At 42.5% G+C, this 17,055-nt stretch carries 19 protein-coding genes and 3 pseudogenes; 9 read left to right on the top strand and 13 right to left on the bottom strand.

Going from position 1 to position 17,055, the window contains the following annotated elements; all coding sequences use genetic code 11:
- From IM485_RS18365 to IM485_RS18355, 3 genes and pseudogenes are all read left to right on the top strand, one after another.
- Positions 1-108 (top strand): transposase (locus tag IM485_RS18365; RefSeq protein WP_271928149.1); only part of this gene is annotated, 108 nt, incomplete at its 5' end.
- A gap of 92 nt (positions 109-200) precedes the next feature.
- Positions 201-715: pseudogene (locus IM485_RS18360) on the top strand (element excision factor XisH family protein).
- Positions 700-1,002, top strand: a complete 303-nt coding sequence (locus tag IM485_RS18355) for an element excision factor XisI family protein (protein WP_002784929.1) — start codon at positions 700-702, stop codon at positions 1,000-1,002. Before IM485_RS18360 ends, IM485_RS18355 begins: the two are co-directional and overlap by 16 nt.
- A 190-nt stretch (positions 1,003-1,192) precedes the next feature.
- Here the strand turns inward: IM485_RS18355 and IM485_RS18350 are convergent, their stop codons facing one another.
- The 8 genes from IM485_RS18350 to IM485_RS18315 form a co-directional block, all read right to left on the bottom strand.
- Positions 1,193-1,363, bottom strand: coding sequence for a DUF5615 family PIN-like protein (locus tag IM485_RS18350; protein ID WP_238142069.1), 171 nt, complete (start codon positions 1,361-1,363; stop codon positions 1,193-1,195).
- Positions 1,364-1,378: 15 nt separating this feature from the next.
- On the bottom strand, positions 1,379-1,603 hold the full coding sequence (locus tag IM485_RS18345) for a DUF433 domain-containing protein (protein ID WP_008199295.1): 225 nt from the start codon (positions 1,601-1,603) through the stop codon (positions 1,379-1,381).
- Between the two features lie 148 nt (positions 1,604-1,751).
- Positions 1,752-2,159, bottom strand: coding sequence for a hypothetical protein (locus tag IM485_RS18340; RefSeq protein WP_104397575.1), 408 nt, complete (start codon positions 2,157-2,159; stop codon positions 1,752-1,754).
- 3 nt (positions 2,160-2,162) lie between these two features.
- Entirely contained in the window at positions 2,163-2,561 is a 399-nt protein-coding gene (locus tag IM485_RS18335) for a hypothetical protein (protein WP_079209156.1), read from the bottom strand.
- A gap of 115 nt (positions 2,562-2,676) precedes the next feature.
- On the bottom strand, positions 2,677-3,291 hold the full coding sequence (locus IM485_RS18330; RefSeq protein WP_044000145.1) for a DUF1349 domain-containing protein: 615 nt from the start codon (positions 3,289-3,291) through the stop codon (positions 2,677-2,679).
- 332 nt (positions 3,292-3,623) lie between these two features.
- Positions 3,624-4,061: a type II toxin-antitoxin system VapC family toxin gene (locus IM485_RS18325; RefSeq protein ID WP_287744853.1), complete on the bottom strand. Its 438-nt coding sequence runs from the start codon at positions 4,059-4,061 to the stop codon at positions 3,624-3,626.
- Positions 4,049-4,264 carry a hypothetical protein gene (locus IM485_RS18320; protein ID WP_002746864.1) on the bottom strand — a complete coding sequence of 72 codons (216 nt, stop codon included), beginning with the start codon at positions 4,262-4,264 and terminating at the stop codon, positions 4,049-4,051. The genes IM485_RS18325 and IM485_RS18320 overlap by 13 nt, the downstream gene beginning before the upstream one ends.
- Positions 4,265-4,535: 271 nt before the next feature.
- A complete protein-coding gene (locus IM485_RS18315; protein WP_104397577.1) occupies positions 4,536-5,111 on the bottom strand; it encodes a hypothetical protein in 576 nt (191 codons plus the stop codon).
- Between the two features lie 212 nt (positions 5,112-5,323).
- On the opposite strand from IM485_RS18315, the gene IM485_RS18310 reads away from it, so the two are divergent.
- On the top strand, positions 5,324-6,223 hold the full coding sequence (locus tag IM485_RS18310; RefSeq protein WP_104397578.1) for a J domain-containing protein: 900 nt from the start codon (positions 5,324-5,326) through the stop codon (positions 6,221-6,223).
- A gap of 90 nt (positions 6,224-6,313) precedes the next feature.
- Positions 6,314-7,756, top strand: coding sequence for a serine/threonine-protein kinase (locus tag IM485_RS18305; RefSeq protein WP_104397579.1), 1,443 nt, complete (start codon positions 6,314-6,316; stop codon positions 7,754-7,756).
- Between the two features lie 751 nt (positions 7,757-8,507).
- Here the strand turns inward: IM485_RS18305 and IM485_RS18300 are convergent.
- The gene (locus tag IM485_RS18300) at positions 8,508-8,690 is read right to left on the bottom strand and encodes a DUF4277 domain-containing protein (protein WP_238142065.1); all 183 of its coding nucleotides are present in this window, start codon (positions 8,688-8,690) and stop codon (positions 8,508-8,510) included.
- Positions 8,691-9,009: 319 nt separating this feature from the next.
- On the opposite strand from IM485_RS18300, the gene IM485_RS18295 reads away from it, so the two are divergent.
- Positions 9,010-10,260, top strand: coding sequence for a vWA domain-containing protein (locus IM485_RS18295; RefSeq protein WP_287744848.1), 1,251 nt, complete (start codon positions 9,010-9,012; stop codon positions 10,258-10,260).
- A 5-nt stretch (positions 10,261-10,265) separates the two neighbouring features.
- Here the strand turns inward: IM485_RS18295 and IM485_RS18290 are convergent, their stop codons facing one another.
- Positions 10,266-11,168 (bottom strand): DMT family transporter, encoded by a 903-nt coding sequence (locus IM485_RS18290; RefSeq protein ID WP_287744845.1) that lies wholly within the window; start codon positions 11,166-11,168, stop codon positions 10,266-10,268.
- Between the two features lie 193 nt (positions 11,169-11,361).
- Between IM485_RS18290 and IM485_RS18285 the strand changes: the two genes are divergently transcribed.
- Both IM485_RS18285 and gshA read left to right on the top strand, forming a co-directional pair.
- Complete coding sequence (locus IM485_RS18285) at positions 11,362-11,754, top strand: pre-16S rRNA-processing nuclease YqgF (RefSeq protein WP_287744842.1); 393 nt, start codon at positions 11,362-11,364, stop codon at positions 11,752-11,754.
- Between the two features lie 39 nt (positions 11,755-11,793).
- On the top strand, positions 11,794-12,948 hold the full coding sequence (gene gshA / locus IM485_RS18280) for a glutamate--cysteine ligase (RefSeq protein ID WP_287744839.1): 1,155 nt from the start codon (positions 11,794-11,796) through the stop codon (positions 12,946-12,948).
- A gap of 4 nt (positions 12,949-12,952) precedes the next feature.
- On the opposite strand, the gene IM485_RS18275 is transcribed toward gshA, so the two are convergent.
- Entirely contained in the window at positions 12,953-13,240 is a 288-nt protein-coding gene (locus tag IM485_RS18275; RefSeq protein ID WP_002750032.1) for a YggT family protein, read from the bottom strand.
- 251 nt (positions 13,241-13,491) lie between these two features.
- Here IM485_RS18275 and fumC point away from each other — a divergent pair, with 251 nt between their 5' ends.
- The gene (fumC, locus tag IM485_RS18270; protein ID WP_287744836.1) at positions 13,492-14,895 is read left to right on the top strand and encodes a class II fumarate hydratase; all 1,404 of its coding nucleotides are present in this window, start codon (positions 13,492-13,494) and stop codon (positions 14,893-14,895) included.
- Positions 14,896-15,015: 120 nt separating this feature from the next.
- On the opposite strand, the pseudogene IM485_RS18265 reads toward fumC, so the two are convergent.
- Together IM485_RS18265 and IM485_RS18260 are read right to left on the bottom strand one after the other, a co-directional pair.
- Positions 15,016-16,917: pseudogene (locus IM485_RS18265) on the bottom strand (WD40/YVTN/BNR-like repeat-containing protein); the annotation flags it as partial.
- A 14-nt stretch (positions 16,918-16,931) separates the two neighbouring features.
- A pseudogene (locus IM485_RS18260) lies at positions 16,932-17,055 on the bottom strand (IS630-like element ISMae26 family transposase); the annotation flags it as partial.

Below are 17,055 nucleotides of genomic sequence, written 5' to 3'. Positions count from 1 at the left end.
TTAATTGAGGGAATGAATACCAAAATAAAGCTTATTAAAAGAATGAGTTATGGATTTACCAATTTTCAACATCTTCGACTTAAGCTGTTTGCTTGCTTTAATTCATAACAAAAATTAACACACGAAAACCAGAAGAGCCTCCGAATTAGGGCGAACTGTAGTAGAATAGAAATCGAACCTCTTAAGCAGGGTTTATAAGGATGTCCAGACGAGACGATCTACATTTATCATTACGTCATACTTTAGAAAAAGAGGGTTGGAAAATCACTGATGATCCTTTAATTCTAACCTTAGAAAAAACCTTGCTTAAAGCTGATTTAGGAGCAGAAAAGTTTTTTGCTGCGGAAAAAGAAGAACGTAAAATTGCCGTAGAAATCAAAGACTTTGATACGCCTTCAGTTATCAGTGAATTAGAAAAAACAATAGGACAACTTTAATTATACCAATGGGCTTTAGATTCACAAGAACCTGAAAGAAAACTTTTTTTGGGCATTAGTCAAGCGGTTTATTTAAAACACTTCAAAAAAGCTATTTTCCAACTGGTTATTAAACGTAATATAGCGGTAAGCGCTTGAGTGAGATACAAACCAAGCTTTGCCTAGCATGGTTTATAGCTCGTGAAACTGTACCTCATACGACTGCACACCGCTATAGAATCAATTTAATTATTTATAATCCTCAAAAGGAGATAATTTGCGAATGGATAACACAGTAAATTATGCCGATATTCTGACTCAAGTTATCAGAAAAGAGTCGGCGATGCAACCTCGATTACAAACCCTTAAAATTACCCCAGTTTGTGATCCAGAATCAGGCAACTTTTTAATAATTATGACTGGTTGGGAAAAAGAAGCGTGGATTAATACAATTTTATTTCACGCTCGTTTATTGAAAAATAAAATTGTCATTGAAGATGATAATCTTGAAGAAGGATTAACAACCAATTTAATTCAGGCTGGGATTCCCCCAGAAGATATTATTACTGGACTTTCCCTAGAGTAAGGCAGGCATTACCCACCTTAGCTATATCGCAATGAATGTTAGGAAAAATTATCTAAATGCTTCAATTCGATCTAAATAGACATTAACTAATTTATGTTCAATAACCAAAGCTTCAAACTCTGGTCAAATACGAGCTAAAAACTGATGAAATTCTCGTTTTCGTATATTGCCAAAACGGAGATGTACTACTTTAGGTGCAAAAAAAATTAAGCATTAGTTGATAGGAAAAGTCTGTATCTTTCGTAACAATAACCAGTTTTTTATCCTTTGCATATTGCCAAATTTCCGTATCCCTTGGACTTCTCCCTAAAAATGATCGGTAAAGATGGAGTGAACAGGATTTTAGCTGGTAAATTTTCATCGAAGAAAAAACCATTCATGCAATTTTTCTGACTTCATAGTGATTCGCCATCAATCTTGCTGCAAATTGCATACAGGCATAAATATCTTCTCGATTCAGAGAAGGATATTCTTCAAGGACTTCTTCAATAGAATCCCCTGCTCCCAAAAATTCCATAACTGTTTGCACAGGAATTCGGGTTCCAGCTATAACAGGTCTTCCATTACAAATATCTGGATGGATATGGATACGACTTTCCATTAAGGTTTTGTTACCTCTTTGATGATTTAAAGTAAGCTTATTATACCCTTTCATAGTAACAGATAAGGATGTTGGGTTTCCTTAAAATTGATCGCTGCAGCGGTAGGACCCGCATCAGGGAACGCACCCTACCAGAGCAGCGATCATACTATTCCCAAGTTAGAGTTATACCTTCTAGTTTACATACTCTCTGAATAGTTTCCAGTTTACTTTCAGTCAATTTCCCAAATAGGTGAACTCTCATTTTATGCTTGGGATAATACTGTCCATAACTCTTGATTTGCCCGATCGCTGATTTCCAGCCTTTTGTATTTTTAACTTCAATTATTTCAGTATTAGTTAAGACATCTATTCTACCTACCTTATCAATGTAAACCTCGGTTTTTCCTCCTAATTCCCCAGCCAGTTTGTCCCGATACCAAGCCTCTGTACCCTTTACAGGAGTATTTATCTCCGGCTCAATAACTATGCCATTAACCTGATTAATAAAGTCCCGAATTGCTCCTCTTACTAATTTTTGAGCAGCATTGGGGGACTGTCTTTTCCGTTTAGCCATTGCTTATTCAGTGAATAATTTAGAGATACCATACCCAGCCAAACCAATTACTGCTCCTACTGCCGCAACGGGAGCCATCGTCACTGCAACTGCCGTCCCCCCTACTGCTAATCCCATACCTCCAACTAATGCTGATATACCGGCTCCAGCACCCGCACCAATTGCCGCTGCTCCAATTGCCGTTGCGTCTTGTTCTTCTATTGCTTTCTTGGTTCCGTAAACTGCTGTGCCGACCACTGCTCCTGCCGCTGCTACTGGAGCCATACCGACTCCTAGAGCAGTTCCTCCTACAGCAAGTCCCATACCGCCAACTACTGCCGATGCACTAGCTCCAATCGCTGTACCCACTCCCACTGAAATCATTGCCTCTTGAACTTCTTCTGGCTTATTTTTGTCCATTATTTTTGGCCTCATTAGCTTTGGGTAATTATGAAACTCTAGCATAAGACAAACAAGCCGTGAACCACAACAAGCCAGGCGTTAAGGCGCATAAGTGCCAGTCGGGTGCATACAGTTATTAGCTGGCTTCTGGTATTACCAGCCACTGATTGTCTGAGATTTCCAAGGTTTTGAAACAACAGCGAAACGCTTTGCCTATCGGGCTGCAGGCATACACTCCGATTTGGCAATCGTCGGCTATCTTGTGTAAGTGTGTGATCCGCATTTGCAGCCAAGCCTGCCCATCATAAGAATTCTCTAGCAGAAAATCGCTCCCCCGTTTACTGATGCGATACCACATTTCGCGGTATCGTGAAGAAATGTCTTGCGTTGCCCAATCAGAATATCCCAAATTGGTCACCACAGAACCAAGCCGACTAGCTTGTTCGCTTTCATATTCCGTGGAAACTTTTATCCAATTCCGACTGTCAATCCGCACCATTAGGCCACATTGATCATATTTTTCCCGAGGCTGAAATTCTACTTGGGTCATTAGGGAAAAATCGCCAACTTGTCGCATCAATAAGCAATGCCCATCGTCTCTTTGAAAACCATAGTGTGTGTTTTGCCAAAAATCAGTTTTTTCATCTGTAGAAATTTCCAAGCCATTACCCAAACGATAATGCGTCGGCTCGTTGAGCCAGTAAAAATCATCTGACAATGCTGGCTGTAAAAAATTTTCACTAAGTCGCATAATATCGCTCCTAATCAGATACATCGTGATATTACGAGGCCAGCTAACCATTGATTATACAGAAACTTTCCGAATAACCAAAGTAGGAATATATGGAAACTTTCGACATATCACCCCGTTTTGTGGATTACTGACAATCAGCCGAAATAACATCAGCTTTCCCCCAAGGTTTTAGCACCAATTGTTCAATCTGACTGCACTTCGTAACAAAAATTTACAATTATTCGACGGCACTCGCACTCCCGTCCGTCGCTGTGCATAGATGTTTTTAGCTTATTATCATTTGCTTAAATCAATGTTTAAGGAACGCACGCTACCAGATTGGTGTACTGTTACAGAGCATCCAAAACCAAAACTTTTAAATCTGGGACAGCAGCTAAACGGGCATCATTGGTCAAGAAAAACATAGCACCTTCTCCCATAGCAGTGGCAATCTGGATTGCGTCTGGAGTTCGCAAGTTTTGTCTTGCTCTTAACTGGGCGGCAACTTCGGCAATCTCAAGGGAAATAGGTACAGTAATTAAGTTTTCTTGATCGAGAAGAATATCACGATACTGGCAGGCAAGTTCTACATTGCCTGAGCGTAATGGATGCACCAAAACTTCCGTCAGCGTCAACGTAGAGGTAACAACTTGAAACTCGCCTCGACTCACTGCCCCAAAAAAGGCACGAACAAGCCCTAAATATACCTGATTTTGCTCAATCAGGTAAATGAGTGGTGCGGTATCCAACCCCACAACTTGACCTTGTAGTTGCATCAGCCATTCCATGAGGCACGTTCCTGATTAACGTACTCTTGAGCATCAAGTCCATTCCAGATTTCTTTTCCTAGTCCTTCTAGTTCCATAATGCTATGCTTGGGCTTAACAAGCATAGGGCGACGAACCATTACAGCTAACTCTTTTAATAAGCGAAGTTGCTCGTCTGGGGTGAGATTCTCAACTTGCCGGCGAACATCTTGATAGGTAGTCATGCTCTTTACTCCCTGTTTCTTCTATTAATCATGTCATATTGCCCACAGATCACGGCTCCAAAAAGTAAGGTAAAATGCCTCCATATTTGTCTATATCCGATCGCACTCCCGTCCGTCGCTGTGCCTAGACGTTTTTAGCTTATAATCATTTACTTGAATCAATGACCATGGTGTGTTCCCCAAAATTGATCGCTGCAGCGGTAGGACTCGCATTAAGGAACGCACCCCAATGGGTCCTGTCACACTAAAGAATAAGACAGCCGATGAGTACCTAACCAATATGCGTATAGGTCTTTTTTGCCCATTTAGCATCAATCATCCTCTTCTTATATAAGCGATCAAAGTCGGGATATTGTGCTTCTAAGAGGGTACCTTCACCGTAAGGGCCATCTATTATTGTTATCCAGGAATGTATAGTATCCATCAACTGTCCTAGCTGAAAGTAAAGTAGGCGAATTTCAATTGTCTTATTGAGCGCTTCGTTACTGATCAAGTCAAAGAACTCAGCCATACGCTCTACAGCACCATTGTCAGGGGGACCCTCACTGAAGAGATCAGATAGCGGACGTTGTAAACTTTTGCCGTCGATAACTTGCACTAGAAATCCTTTCTTCGCTCCCGCTGGTTCCGAAGTAGCATGAAAAATATTTTTCCAAGCTTCTATATCCCCTTCGTGCAAATATTCCCTAAACATGGCCATCAGTCGAAAGCTATTCTCCAGACGACGCTGTTTCTGGTTGCCTAAATACGTCTGTATAGCTATGCATCCGCCAACTACGGTGAGGATGAAGGCAGTCCAGTTTCTAACCTCAGCTAATACACACATCTGCTCAGCTAATACACACATCTGCAAAGTGATTTAAAGTATTTTTGGATTTATCTAACTGTTAATTATACAGAAACTTTCCGAATAACCAGAGTAAGGATATGGGGAAACTTTCGACATATCACCCCATTTTGTAGATTTCTGACAATCAGCCGAGATACAAAGAACTTTTCAGCGACCATAGCACAAATTATAATTCTTGAGGTAACTGAGCAGACTAACTAAAAGTGGCGATGGCGGAGCAAATTCTTTCTCTACTCCTGTACTTAATTGTCATTTTAACGGCTTTTTGGTTTATTAGCCCCCAAAAAAAGCCCCGTAGTCATCCCGCCTATCATCTTGCCTGTTTACTAGAAGATGCTCCTGAAAGCTCTTTAAAGGGTCAATTTTATCCCCTGGCTACTCCCTTGGCTACCCCGATCGCTTGTACTGTTCCGCAAGTTTGGCGTAGTATATATAGGCAGTCTCTGGCAAAACCGGATGTTAACTATTGGCAATGGCGTGGTATGCCCGAAAATGAGCAGTTTTGTCGGGAATTACGGGAATTATTGCGATTAAATCCGGCTAGAGGTTACGCTAAGGAAATTCTCGAAAGTCTCGCCTTGGCTCAAGATCCTTTTTATCATCTCTACTGGGATCTAAAAGCGATCGCTAATGGTAACTTTAACACTATTGGCACTAATAAACTAGCTGAGGGCAGATTTGCCCAGCGAGATTTGCGAACTCATCAGCAGATGCGGAGGGATTTTCGTCAATGGCATTTACAAGCTTGTGAACAGTTGGGAAAAGAGCGAGTTAAAGCGGTTTATCGGCGGTGTTATGGGGCAGATTGGTTATTAATCGCCCAAATTCTCTATCCTTCGCCCCGTTCCTTGGCCGTGATGATTATAGAGTCCGCTAATCCCGTTTGGTGGCGAGTTTTGGGGATTACTCCTTTTAGCACGACTAGCCGGATTGAGAATAATTATAAAACTCTCTTGTGTTATTGGCATCCCGATCGCAATTCTCATCCCAATGCGACGGAAATCACGGCCCAGCTTAATCGCGCCTACGATTGTTATCAAAGTTTTCAGGAGATGAGTAGTCAAGATAATGCACCTTTGTGGACGAAAATCCGTCGCTGGATTCCTTAGACTTGACTCTAGTTTTTCCCTTGACTTTTTCCTTAACAAAAGAATGTTAGTCTAGGAACAATCTAGGACCACGCTTGCACTCTCAGGGTAATGAATCTAGTGCTTTTAAACAATCGCTACCAAATTGTTAGTATCCTTGCTAGGGGGGGATTTGGGGAAACTTATATCGCCATCGATACGAATATGCCTTCTCAACGGCGCTGTGTGATTAAAAAATTGCAGCCGGCTATTCAAAGTGAGGGGATGCCAGAATGGTTAAAAGAACGTTTTCAGAAAGAAGCAAGCGTTTTAGAGGAATTGGGGGAACAAAATCGCCAAATACCCCGTTTATACGGTTATTTTGCCCAAGATAATCATTTCTATCTGGTGCAGGAATGGATTGAAGGGGAGACACTAACCCAAAAACAGCAACGACAGGGAAATTTATCTTCCTCAGCAGTGCGGACGATTTTAGAGAATTTACTGCCTGTTATTGATTTTATTCACAGTCGCCGCATTATTCACCGGGATGTGAAACCCGATAATATTATCTTAAGAAATAGTGATAATTTGCCCGTTTTAATCGATTTTGGGGTAATGAAAGAGGCAGTGGCCACCTTACTCGATCCTACGGGAAAAAGTGCCTATTCGATCGCCCTTGGCACCCCCGGTTATATGGCTTCGGAACAGGCTGCCGGGAGACCGGTCTTTTCTAGTGACCTTTATAGCCTAGGCTTAACGGCGATTTTTTTATTAACGGGAAAAACTCCCCAATATCTAGAAACTGACTCGCGCACGGGGGAAATTCTCTGGCGACAGGAGGCAGAAAATGTTAATCCTAATTTAGCTATGGTAATCGATCAAGCGATCCGTTTTCATCCCCGCGATCGGTTTGCTACTGCTAGGGAAATGTTGGCAGCTTTGGCAGAAATATCCCCGGATTTGTCCACCCAACCGACTATCGCAGTTTCTCCCCATAGTCCCCGATTAAAGTCCTCTACACCCCAAAAACCAACCGTCTCCCCCACTGTGGTTATTCAACCCAATTCCGGGGAAAAAAAGAATCCTTGGCTGCGGATTTTGCTGATTTTTGCGGTGACAATTGGAGCTTTTGCCCTGGGATATCGGGGATTTATGGCTCTTTTACCCAAAAATGAGGAAATCGAACCATCACCAACCATCGAACCTTCTCCTAGTCCTGAAATCATTCCTCCTCCCTCCCAAGATTTTCCCCCTATCCGACGACCTTCTCGTCAACGGACTCCCATTTATTCCCCGACTCCTACTCCATCCCCGACTCCTACCCCAGAGGTGATTCCTACTCCAGAAGTGACTCCAGAATTAACTCCTAGTCCCACCCCAGAAGAAGTAATTCCTATTCCTGTTCCCCTTCCTGAAACAGAGCCGAGTCCTCAAGTTTCTCCCCTTCCTTCTCCTTCCCCTTCTCCTTCCCCTGTTCCAGAGGTGATTAATCCCCCGGTTAATGAGGATAAAATTGAACCGATTGCTCCTCCGGTTTTATCACCTCCTCCTCCTGAAGAAAATAGTAATTAATAGACTGCTTGCAGAAGTCTGGCAAGGGGAAGATGATAATTTTTTCTTAAACCCTTGCCCTTTCCCCTACAATAGAAGATAGCTACTGTTTAGGCTTAATTCTTCTGATTCTATCTGCTCTGCCAGTTGACGCAGTAGATCAAAAATGCTCGTTAAGGTTTCCTCTGGTAATTTAGCCATATTCAATTATTTCGATCTCAATGGAGCGAGATGAATCGCGACCAGAATGAAACCCACATTCCGTACTCATTGTTCGCTTAATTTTTTAGGGGAAGGGTTTTAAAGCTGCTGTTACCTTTATCCTGTATGCTTTTTAGCGAGTAGGGTAAGTAGAACATTGCCGAGAGTGCGATTGCTAATTGGCTCGCTCAAACCCCAATCAATTCGTTAACCTCAAAATGGTCTTTTTGTACTAATAATACTAAATCCAGTTATTAAAAACTGATTATCTATTCCCTCTACAGACTCGAAGCAAAAAACAGAGGGTCTTTGAGAAAGCAAAAACCTCTCTCGATGCCTTGCTGTTGTTTGTAGTGGACCAGCAGTTGCTCATCACGACCTGACTTTTTATCTAATGAGAATCATTAGACCTCGACCTAATATTATCTCAAGACCAAAAGTCTTTCTAGTCAAGGAATATACCCGAATAAAAATTATTTTAATTGCCTCATATTTTTTCAGTAAAATTGAATTAGCAACGACAGATATACATTTCAGCTATCGAACTGCTTAATTAGTACATAGGCTAAAATCAAGCTGTGACTGGGTTATAATTTTTGGAGATGTCTATTGCCTTAACGACTAGACCTGCACGGATTTTAGTGGTGTCTTTTTCTCCAAGTTGTTGATTAACATAGTCCACAATGCCTAGCTCATCAATGATAGCGGCGATCATGCCTAAATAGTCGAGATTTTTAACGGTTAGTTGAGTCATTGTCAGGTGAGTGACTGGTTGATTTGATTGTAGCTATTCCGTCGCTATTTCTGAGTTTATTTTTTATCTTTTCTTAACCAGTACGGAATATGAGATGAAACTAACGCGGTAGCGTTTCCACTTTTTGTTCGGGACTTATTGATTGATTTAGCCCCTTTTTTGGGGACAATTCCTAATTTTTAAGATCAATGTAGATTGACAAAAATGAGATGCACCCGGTTTGACAACTTGTCTGACTCGATGCCAAATGGGAAAATAAGCACAAATTTAACTATAATCATTACAATATAAATATCAACGACCACGATTAAAAACTCTTATGCGGGTAACTCTAAAATCGGCCTTGAGTGACAGTAATATCGATGCTAATCAAAGCAGCAGTCAACGTCAATTGATGCTATCGATCGCCGCCACCAGTGAACAGATCAACACAAATTTACCGATTAATCTTTGTTTAGTTCTCGATCATAGCGGTTCTATGCAGGGAAAACCCCTGGAAACGGTCAAAAAAGCGGCTTTAAGTTTAATAGAATCCCTCGGAGTTAATGATCGTCTCTCGGTGATAGCTTTCGATCATCGCGCTAAAGTTATTCTTCCCTCCCAATCACGACAGGATGATCTGACCTTAATTCGCTCAAAAATTCAACAATTACGAGCGGGAGGAGGTACGGCGATCGATGAAGGGATAAAATTAGGTATTCAAGAAAGTTCCAGCGGCAGCAAAGGTTATGTGTCTCATATTTTTCTGCTTACCGATGGTGAAAATGAACACGGAGATAATCAACGCTGTTTAAAATTAGCCGCAGTAGCAGCTGAGTACGGTATCACCTTAAATACCTTCGGTTTTGGCGATCATTGGAATCAAGATATCCTAGAAAAAATTGCCGATATCGCTGGCGGAAGCTTATCCTATATCGAAAGACCCGAACAGGCTTTAATTGAATTTACTCGTCTATTTAACCGTCTGCAATCTGTCCGGTTAACTAACGCTTTCTTGCAATTAGAATTAGATGCTCGGACTCATTTAGCGGAGTTAAAACCCATTGCCCAAGTTGCCCCAGAAACTATAGAAATGAGCCTACAAAAAGAGGGCAATTTTTACATCACCCGTTTGGGGGATTTAATGATAGATGAAGAAAAAATTCTCCTCCTCAATCTCTATATTGACCAAATTCCCCCCGGTACTCACACCATAGCTAAGGTGAAGATTCGCTACGATGATCCCGCTTCCGGTCAAAAAGGGCTAGAAACTGCGACTGTTAGCCTTAATATAACCTCCCAAGCTCTCTATCAATCCCAATTAAACGATCAAGTTCAGAAATCGATTCTGACTTTAGCCAAATATCGTCAAACCCAAATCGCTGAAGAAAAATTAAAACAAGGCGATCGAGCAGCCGCCGCCACCATGCTACAAACCGCAGCCAAAACCGCTCTACAATTGGGAGAAAAAAACGCCGCCACTGTCCTCCAAACTAATGCCACCCGTTTACAGGTGGGAGAAGAATTGAGCGAGGGCGATTTAAAGAAAACCCGTATTATTGCTAAAACAAGACTACAAACCGATGAATAAACTACTTATTGAAACAAAATCCCGATTCCTAGCAAGGCAATCATCACCCCGAAAATCGCCCGCAAGTTAATCCGATCCCCCATCATGGCAGCGATCGGCAAGACAAATAAAGGACTGGTAGCGGTGAGAGTTTGGGCAATACCCACAGGAGAGAATTTTAAAGCAGTTTGCTGTAACCATATCCCTAAAAACGTACTGCCAAAAGCGGTGACAATAATAATAGCAATCAGACGCAATGACCAGTTAATCGCTGGTGATGATTCCTGACGGCGAAAAAACATCAGAATTAACACTATTCCCGTCCCCGCTAACAGACGAAAAAGGGTACTCTGCAAAGAAGAGATTCCCGACTGCACCAGTGCCTGACGAGATAAAACCGCCCCCACCGCTTGGGAAATCGCCGCAATTAAAGCCCAGAGAATTCCCTGCCGCCAGGGGCGTTGACTATTGATTTCGGGAGTTTTTTCGGAAATAACCCAAGCAACCCCGAAGATGGTCAAAATAATGCCAATATAAGCCGATATTTTCAGGGATTCCCCCAAAAAAGTCGCCGCTAGAATCGCCCCCAAGGGAGGCGAAAGGGTTTCTAACAGGAGGGTTTTTCGCGGTCCCAAATAATTAAGGGCGGTAAAATATGCCGTGTCACCGATTCCTATACCAATTGCGCCACTTGTCAAGAGTATAAATACCGAACTTTGTTGATTAATACCGCGCCATTGTCCGGAAAGGGGCAGCGTCAGGGCAATTAAAGCGATCGCGACTACTCCTTTCAGAAAATTAAGCAATAAAGGCGGGATTTTCTGGCCTAATAGGCTATAAATCGCCGCAGAAACCGCCCAAAGCGCCGCCGCACTCAAAGCCGCTATCTCTCCCGTTAAATTTTCACCGAGACTAAATCCGTTGAGCATTATCATATTTGTCAGGAGACAGTATTAAGAAGACTCCGAGACTCCGAGACTCCGAGACTATTTTTATTTATTATCCCCACTTCCCACACCCGTTCGGCTGAGCTCACGGCCGAAGCCCACACCCTTGACAATCAAAACAGTCGCTGATTTAGTGATTTAATAAAACCGACCACTGCTGCAGAAGATAAAAACTATGTGTATTCTCGGTTTTGATCCGGGTAAGGATAAATGTGGAATCGCGGTCAGGTCATCGACGGGGAAAATTTATACCCATGAGGTGATATCATCGTCACAAGCGATCGAGCGTTTAGCCAGTCTCTGTCAACAATATCCGATCGAATTATTGGTGATGGGGAATCAAACCACCTCAAAAAGTTGGCGCGAAAAAATTGCCGCTCGTGTCACCATCCCGATTACTCTAGTAGATGAACGCAATAGTACCCTAGAAGCTCGCGATCGCTATTGGCAAATGTTCCCCCCCAAAGGATTACAGAAACTCATCCCCCAAGGTATGCGTCTTCCCGATCGCCCCATTGATGATATAGTGGCGATTCTGCTGATTGAACGTCATTTACAGTCCAAATAATGTCACACTACAAATTAGACACAGCAGGGTGAATTGACGATGCTCCTAAGTAAAGGTTTTGAAGTGGAAATGTACACCGGAACAGCAGCCGGAGAAATTATCGGTTTATCCGATCGCATTGTCAAGGATTTAGATGGTTTTGTCCGGGAACCGGATAGTCGTAACGTAGAATATACTACGGCTCCCATGACTAACTATGACCGTCTTTTATGCGCTACTTTAAAACCTCGTCTGGCTCTACGGCAATATTTGCGTCGTTTAGGCGATTATACCCTCATCCCCGGCAGTACCCTCTCCTTGGGCGATAGTCAATATTTTTATCGCAGTGACCCCCACAATCCCTATCATGACTATATCGAACAGACCTACGGCACTAATGTAGTCACGGCCAGTATTCATATTAACGTCGGTATTAGCGATTATGAGGATTTAATGCGTGCCTGTCGCTTAATTCGCCTAGAAGCTCCTTTATACTTGGCTTTAAGCGCTTCCTCTCCTTTTCTCGATGGGAAAATCACTGGGTCCCATTCCCGTCGTTGGCAAGTTTTCCCCCAAACTCCCGCTTATGTTCCCCTCTTTGAAAGTCATAAACATTTTGTCACCTGGACCGAGGAACAATTAAAGCTCGGTACGATGCAGAATGTTCGTCATCTCTGGGTTTCGGTACGTCCTAACGGTGGCAATCGTCCCTATAATCTCAATCGTCTAGAATTGCGAATTTGTGACCTGATTGCTAATCCTATTAGTTTATTAGCAGTTATGGCTTTTTTAGAGGCCCGTTTAACTCAACTTTTACAGGATCCCCAATTAGACCCCTTAATTTTAAGTCAATTACCCAGCAGCAATCGCGGCGAGGATTTATTAACTTTAACCCAAGAAAACGAACAGGCTGCCGCACGTTTTAGTCTTGATGCCACCCTGAGACATTGGTACGATGGCCGGGAAATCTTAGCTAGGGATTGGATTAAAGACCTCTATGTTCAAGTTTATCCGATCGCTAAAGAAAGGGGTTTTAGTTGTTTCCTCTCTCCCCTACAAAAAATCCTCCGCGAAGGTAACACGGCACAACAATGGTTAAAACAATACGACCAGGGGATGGATGTTAAAAGTATTATCAAACAGGCGATTCTTACCCTAGAAAAAGAGGAACGAGAGTTAGAACATAAATTATGTCAGCATATTCTAGTTGCGTGAATAATTATTTTAAGGCCATGGTAATTAAACCCTGTTGACCGAGAAGAATTTCCCGCAGCAGCGTACAAATTCCCACCCAAATAATTGGAGAAATATCAACTCCTCCCAAGGGTGGGATGAGTTTACGCACGGGGATTAAAAAAGGTTCTGTGGGCCAGGCAATAATATTAAAGGGAAAGCTATTTAAATCTACCTGTGGATTCCAAGTCAGCACGATCCTTAAGATAAACAAAAGGGTCATCAACCCTAAGATAATTCCCAATGTCCAACTTAATGCGATCGCTGTGTCCATAGTCTCCAATCCCGTCTTTTTTACCGATTATCTCCCCTAAAATATAACAGTTTTTGTCTCATTTAATCATCCTAATCGCCCAGCAACCTGCCAGTTATTCTTGTAACCCTCCTGGGTAAAAATGCCGCCAGAAAAAGTCCCCATAGGGCTTGACAAACCAGCCAGACTTGACTTATACTTTTATTATAATGGGAATCCGTGTCGTCCTGGAGACCCTCTCTTTTCAGGCCAGATGCAGAAGTAACTTAAAGATGACAGAATTTCGCATCGAGAAAGACAGCATGGGAGAAATTCCCGTACCTGCCGATAAACTTTGGGGAGCGCAGACCCAAAGATCCCTACAATACTTTAGTATCGGTGATAATCTCATGCCCCGGGAGATGATTGGGTCCTATGCCATTCTCAAAAAAGCCTGTGCAATTGTCAATCAGCAAAAAAATCGTCTCAGTCAGGAGAGAAAAAACCTTATCTGTCAAGTCTGCGATGAAATTTTAGCCGGACAACACGCGGATAACTTTCCCCTCTACGTTTGGATGACGGGAAGTGGCACCCAGTTTAACATGAACATCAACGAAGTCATCTCCAATCGTTGTAGTCAACTGACGGGGAATCCTCTGGGTAGCAAAACTCCCGTCGATCCCAACGATCATGTTAATATGTCCCAATCGACTAATGATTCCTTTCCCTCGGCCATGTATATTGCCGTTGCCTTGGCAGTCAAGGAAAAATTAATTCCCAGTCTGCAACTATTACGGAATAGTCTCGATGAAAAGGCGCAATTATGGGCAAATATAGTTAAAATTGGTCGTACTCACCTACAGGATGCCACCCCTTTAACCCTCGGACAAGAATTCTCCGGTTATGTGGGTTTATTAGATGATAGCAGCGATTGGCTAGAAAAATGTCTAGAAAAAGTCTATCGTTTATCCTTGGGAGGAACAGCAGTGGGTACGGGAATTAATGCTCCCCCAGATTTTGATCGAGATGTGGCTGCCGAAATCGCTAATCTGACCAAATTACCTTTTATTACCGCTCCTAATAAGTTTACAGTGCAAGGTTCCCACGATGCTCTGGTTTTCTTGAGCGGGGGACTGAAAACTATCGCTAGTTCCCTGTATAAAATTGCTAATGATATCCGTTTACTTAGCTGCGGTCCCCGTTGTGGAATCGGAGAATTACAGCTGCCAGAAAATGAACCGGGTTCTTCAATTATGCCGGGGAAAGTTAACCCCACCCAATGCGAAGCTTTATCGATGATAGCAGTGCAGGTGATGGCTAATGATTTAGCGGTGACGATGGGAGGCGCCGGAGGACATCTGGAAATGAATGTCTATAAACCGCTGTTGATTCATAATCTTATGCAGTCTATCCGGCTGCTCACTGATGGTTGCGGCAATTTCTGTCAGTTTTTGGTTAAGGGGATGACTGCTAATCAAAAACAAATTGAGACTTTTTTAAATCAATCCTTGATGCTGGTGACTGCTTTAAGTCCCGTGATTGGCTACCAAAAGGCTGCCTACGTCGCTCATTATGCCCTAGAAAAGGACTTAACCCTGAAAGTGGCAGCCTTGCAACTGGGATACATCGAGGAAGCGGATTTTGATCGCATTGTTGACCCCGCTAAGATGGTCAATCCCTACGTTGCCGATGGTTAATTCTCTGAGGGGTTGACTGCTGTAAAAATCAGAGGTCGCAGGCAGGCACGGATTCCCATTATACATACAAGTGTAAGGCAAGCGGCGGGATTTGTCAAGCCCCGCCGGTGAAAATTTCCGCTAAACTTGGCTAATGATAGCGAAGAAAACAAACAGAAAAATCATCAATGCTGCTGACACGCGGAAGAAGGATTTAGGAAGATTAATAACTTTCTCCAGTTTCAAGAAACCCACCAGAAAATAAGCGGCGATTGCCAGGAGAATCGGGATAACCACGCGCAAGATTGTGACAAGGGGACTGGAGAAAAATTCACCGATTTTATAGCGGGGTGTATTTTCTTCCGCGTGAGGAGGAATAGTTACACTTGTCCAAGTTTCTCCCCCATCGGTGGAACGAAAAACTGTAGTTTTAGCGCCACCAAAACCGAATAAAGTTTTATCTTGAGCGTAATTAGGAGAAAACTGGACCGAGATCCCAGAGGAAGGGATACTATGAATTTTCACTAGGGGTATTTTAGGATCACCAATTAGCTTAAAATTTTCCCCGCCATCGGTAGATTTAAACAATCCATTTCCCTGTAAACTAACCATTACCGTGCGATCATTAGCATAATCAGGAGAGATAGCAATGGTTTCTACTGATGCCTGCGGATTAAACCCTGGTTTCTCTAATTTTGTCCAACTTTTAGCCCCATCTTTGGTGACAAACAAACCAGAAATTGTCCCAGCAAAAATAGTTCCATCACTGGGATAATTGGGAGACATTGCCAACTGCACATTAGAGCTTTTTGATAGGGGGGTTCCTTGACTGACATTTTTCCAAGTTAGTCCACCATCAACACTTTGATAAATACCCTCTGTTCCCGTGACAAACAAAGTTTTATCCTTAGCAAAATCGGGGGAAGCTACCATGGCAGGGGCGTAATTACCGAAAATTCTGCCCACTTCACTGATATTTTTAACCGTATTTCCTCCATCGGTAGAACGAAATATTCTCCCCTGCTGATTGCTGAGAAAAAGAGTTTTATCCTTGGCAAAATCTGGGGAAGGAACTATTCTCGGACCGCGGACTCCTTCATCAATTTCGATAATTTTCCATAAATCACCACCGTTAGCGGATTTGGCAAATCTATTGCGTAAAAACCCAGCAAAAATAGTTCTATCTTGTCCATAGTTAGGAGAAAAGGCAATGTCAAAGAAACGCCGGGGATCTTGCCCTGATTCTTCCGGATCTTTACCAAGTCGATAAACTTCTAAACCGCGATTAATTGGTGTCCAAGTTTCCCCTTTATCCCGACTGATGAAGATATTGCCTACATAATTAGTAATGACGACGGTGGCATCCTCGGCATAATTAGGAGAAACCGCCATGGCGATAACTGTTCCCCGGGCTAAAGTTTCTATTTCCTGCCATTGTTTGCCGCTATCCGTGGTTTTAAATAAGCCATTAAATCCCCCCAAAAACATCGTATCTTTAACGACTTTTAAATCCATAAAATGGGAAACTTTATAATCATCAGCTTGTTTGTCTTTAGTTAAACCATCGCTCATTTTTGTCCAAGTTTTCCCCCCATCCTGAGAAACATACATTCCGTCATGCCAAGTAATGGCATAAACGGTTAAATTTTGGGCATAGTCGGGAGAAATAACGATGTCTTCGATGATTTTATCTTTAATTCCTTCGTTAACAGCTTGGAAGGTTTTACCATCATCAACGGTTTTAAAAATCCCCGCTTCTTTTGTGCCGACAAAAAAGGTTTTATCCCTGTCTAAATTAGGAGAAAAAGCAATTGTATCCACTGCCCCCACATTAGCAGGTAAGGGGAGATTCTGCCAAGTTTTCCCCCCATCGGAGGAACTGTATAATTTACCCTGTTCATCCCCGAAAAAAATTCGATCAGGATTGTTGGGGGTAATAGCTAGAGAGGTTATCAGTGCCGTGGTGGGGAAAATATTTGACCAATTTTTACCGCCATCTTCGGTTAAATAAACCCCTTTTTCTAATCCCACTGCCGCTACTATAGCAATTCTCTGACTCATGAGGTACAGTAGCAACAGTGAGTAAACCAATTGCGAATATCTTTTTGAGTAACTTCTAACATAGCTAATTCAATCCCTTCTATTAAGTCTTTGTAAGTTCTCGCCTTCAGTTTTCTTAAT

This window comes from Microcystis sp. M169S2 (assembly GCF_020245865.1).
Taxonomy (GTDB): Bacteria; Cyanobacteriota; Cyanobacteriia; order Cyanobacteriales; family Microcystaceae; genus Microcystis; species Microcystis ichthyoblabe_A.
The sequence above is the reverse complement of the archived record's forward strand: the minus strand, read 5'-3'. Positions and strand labels throughout refer to the sequence as shown.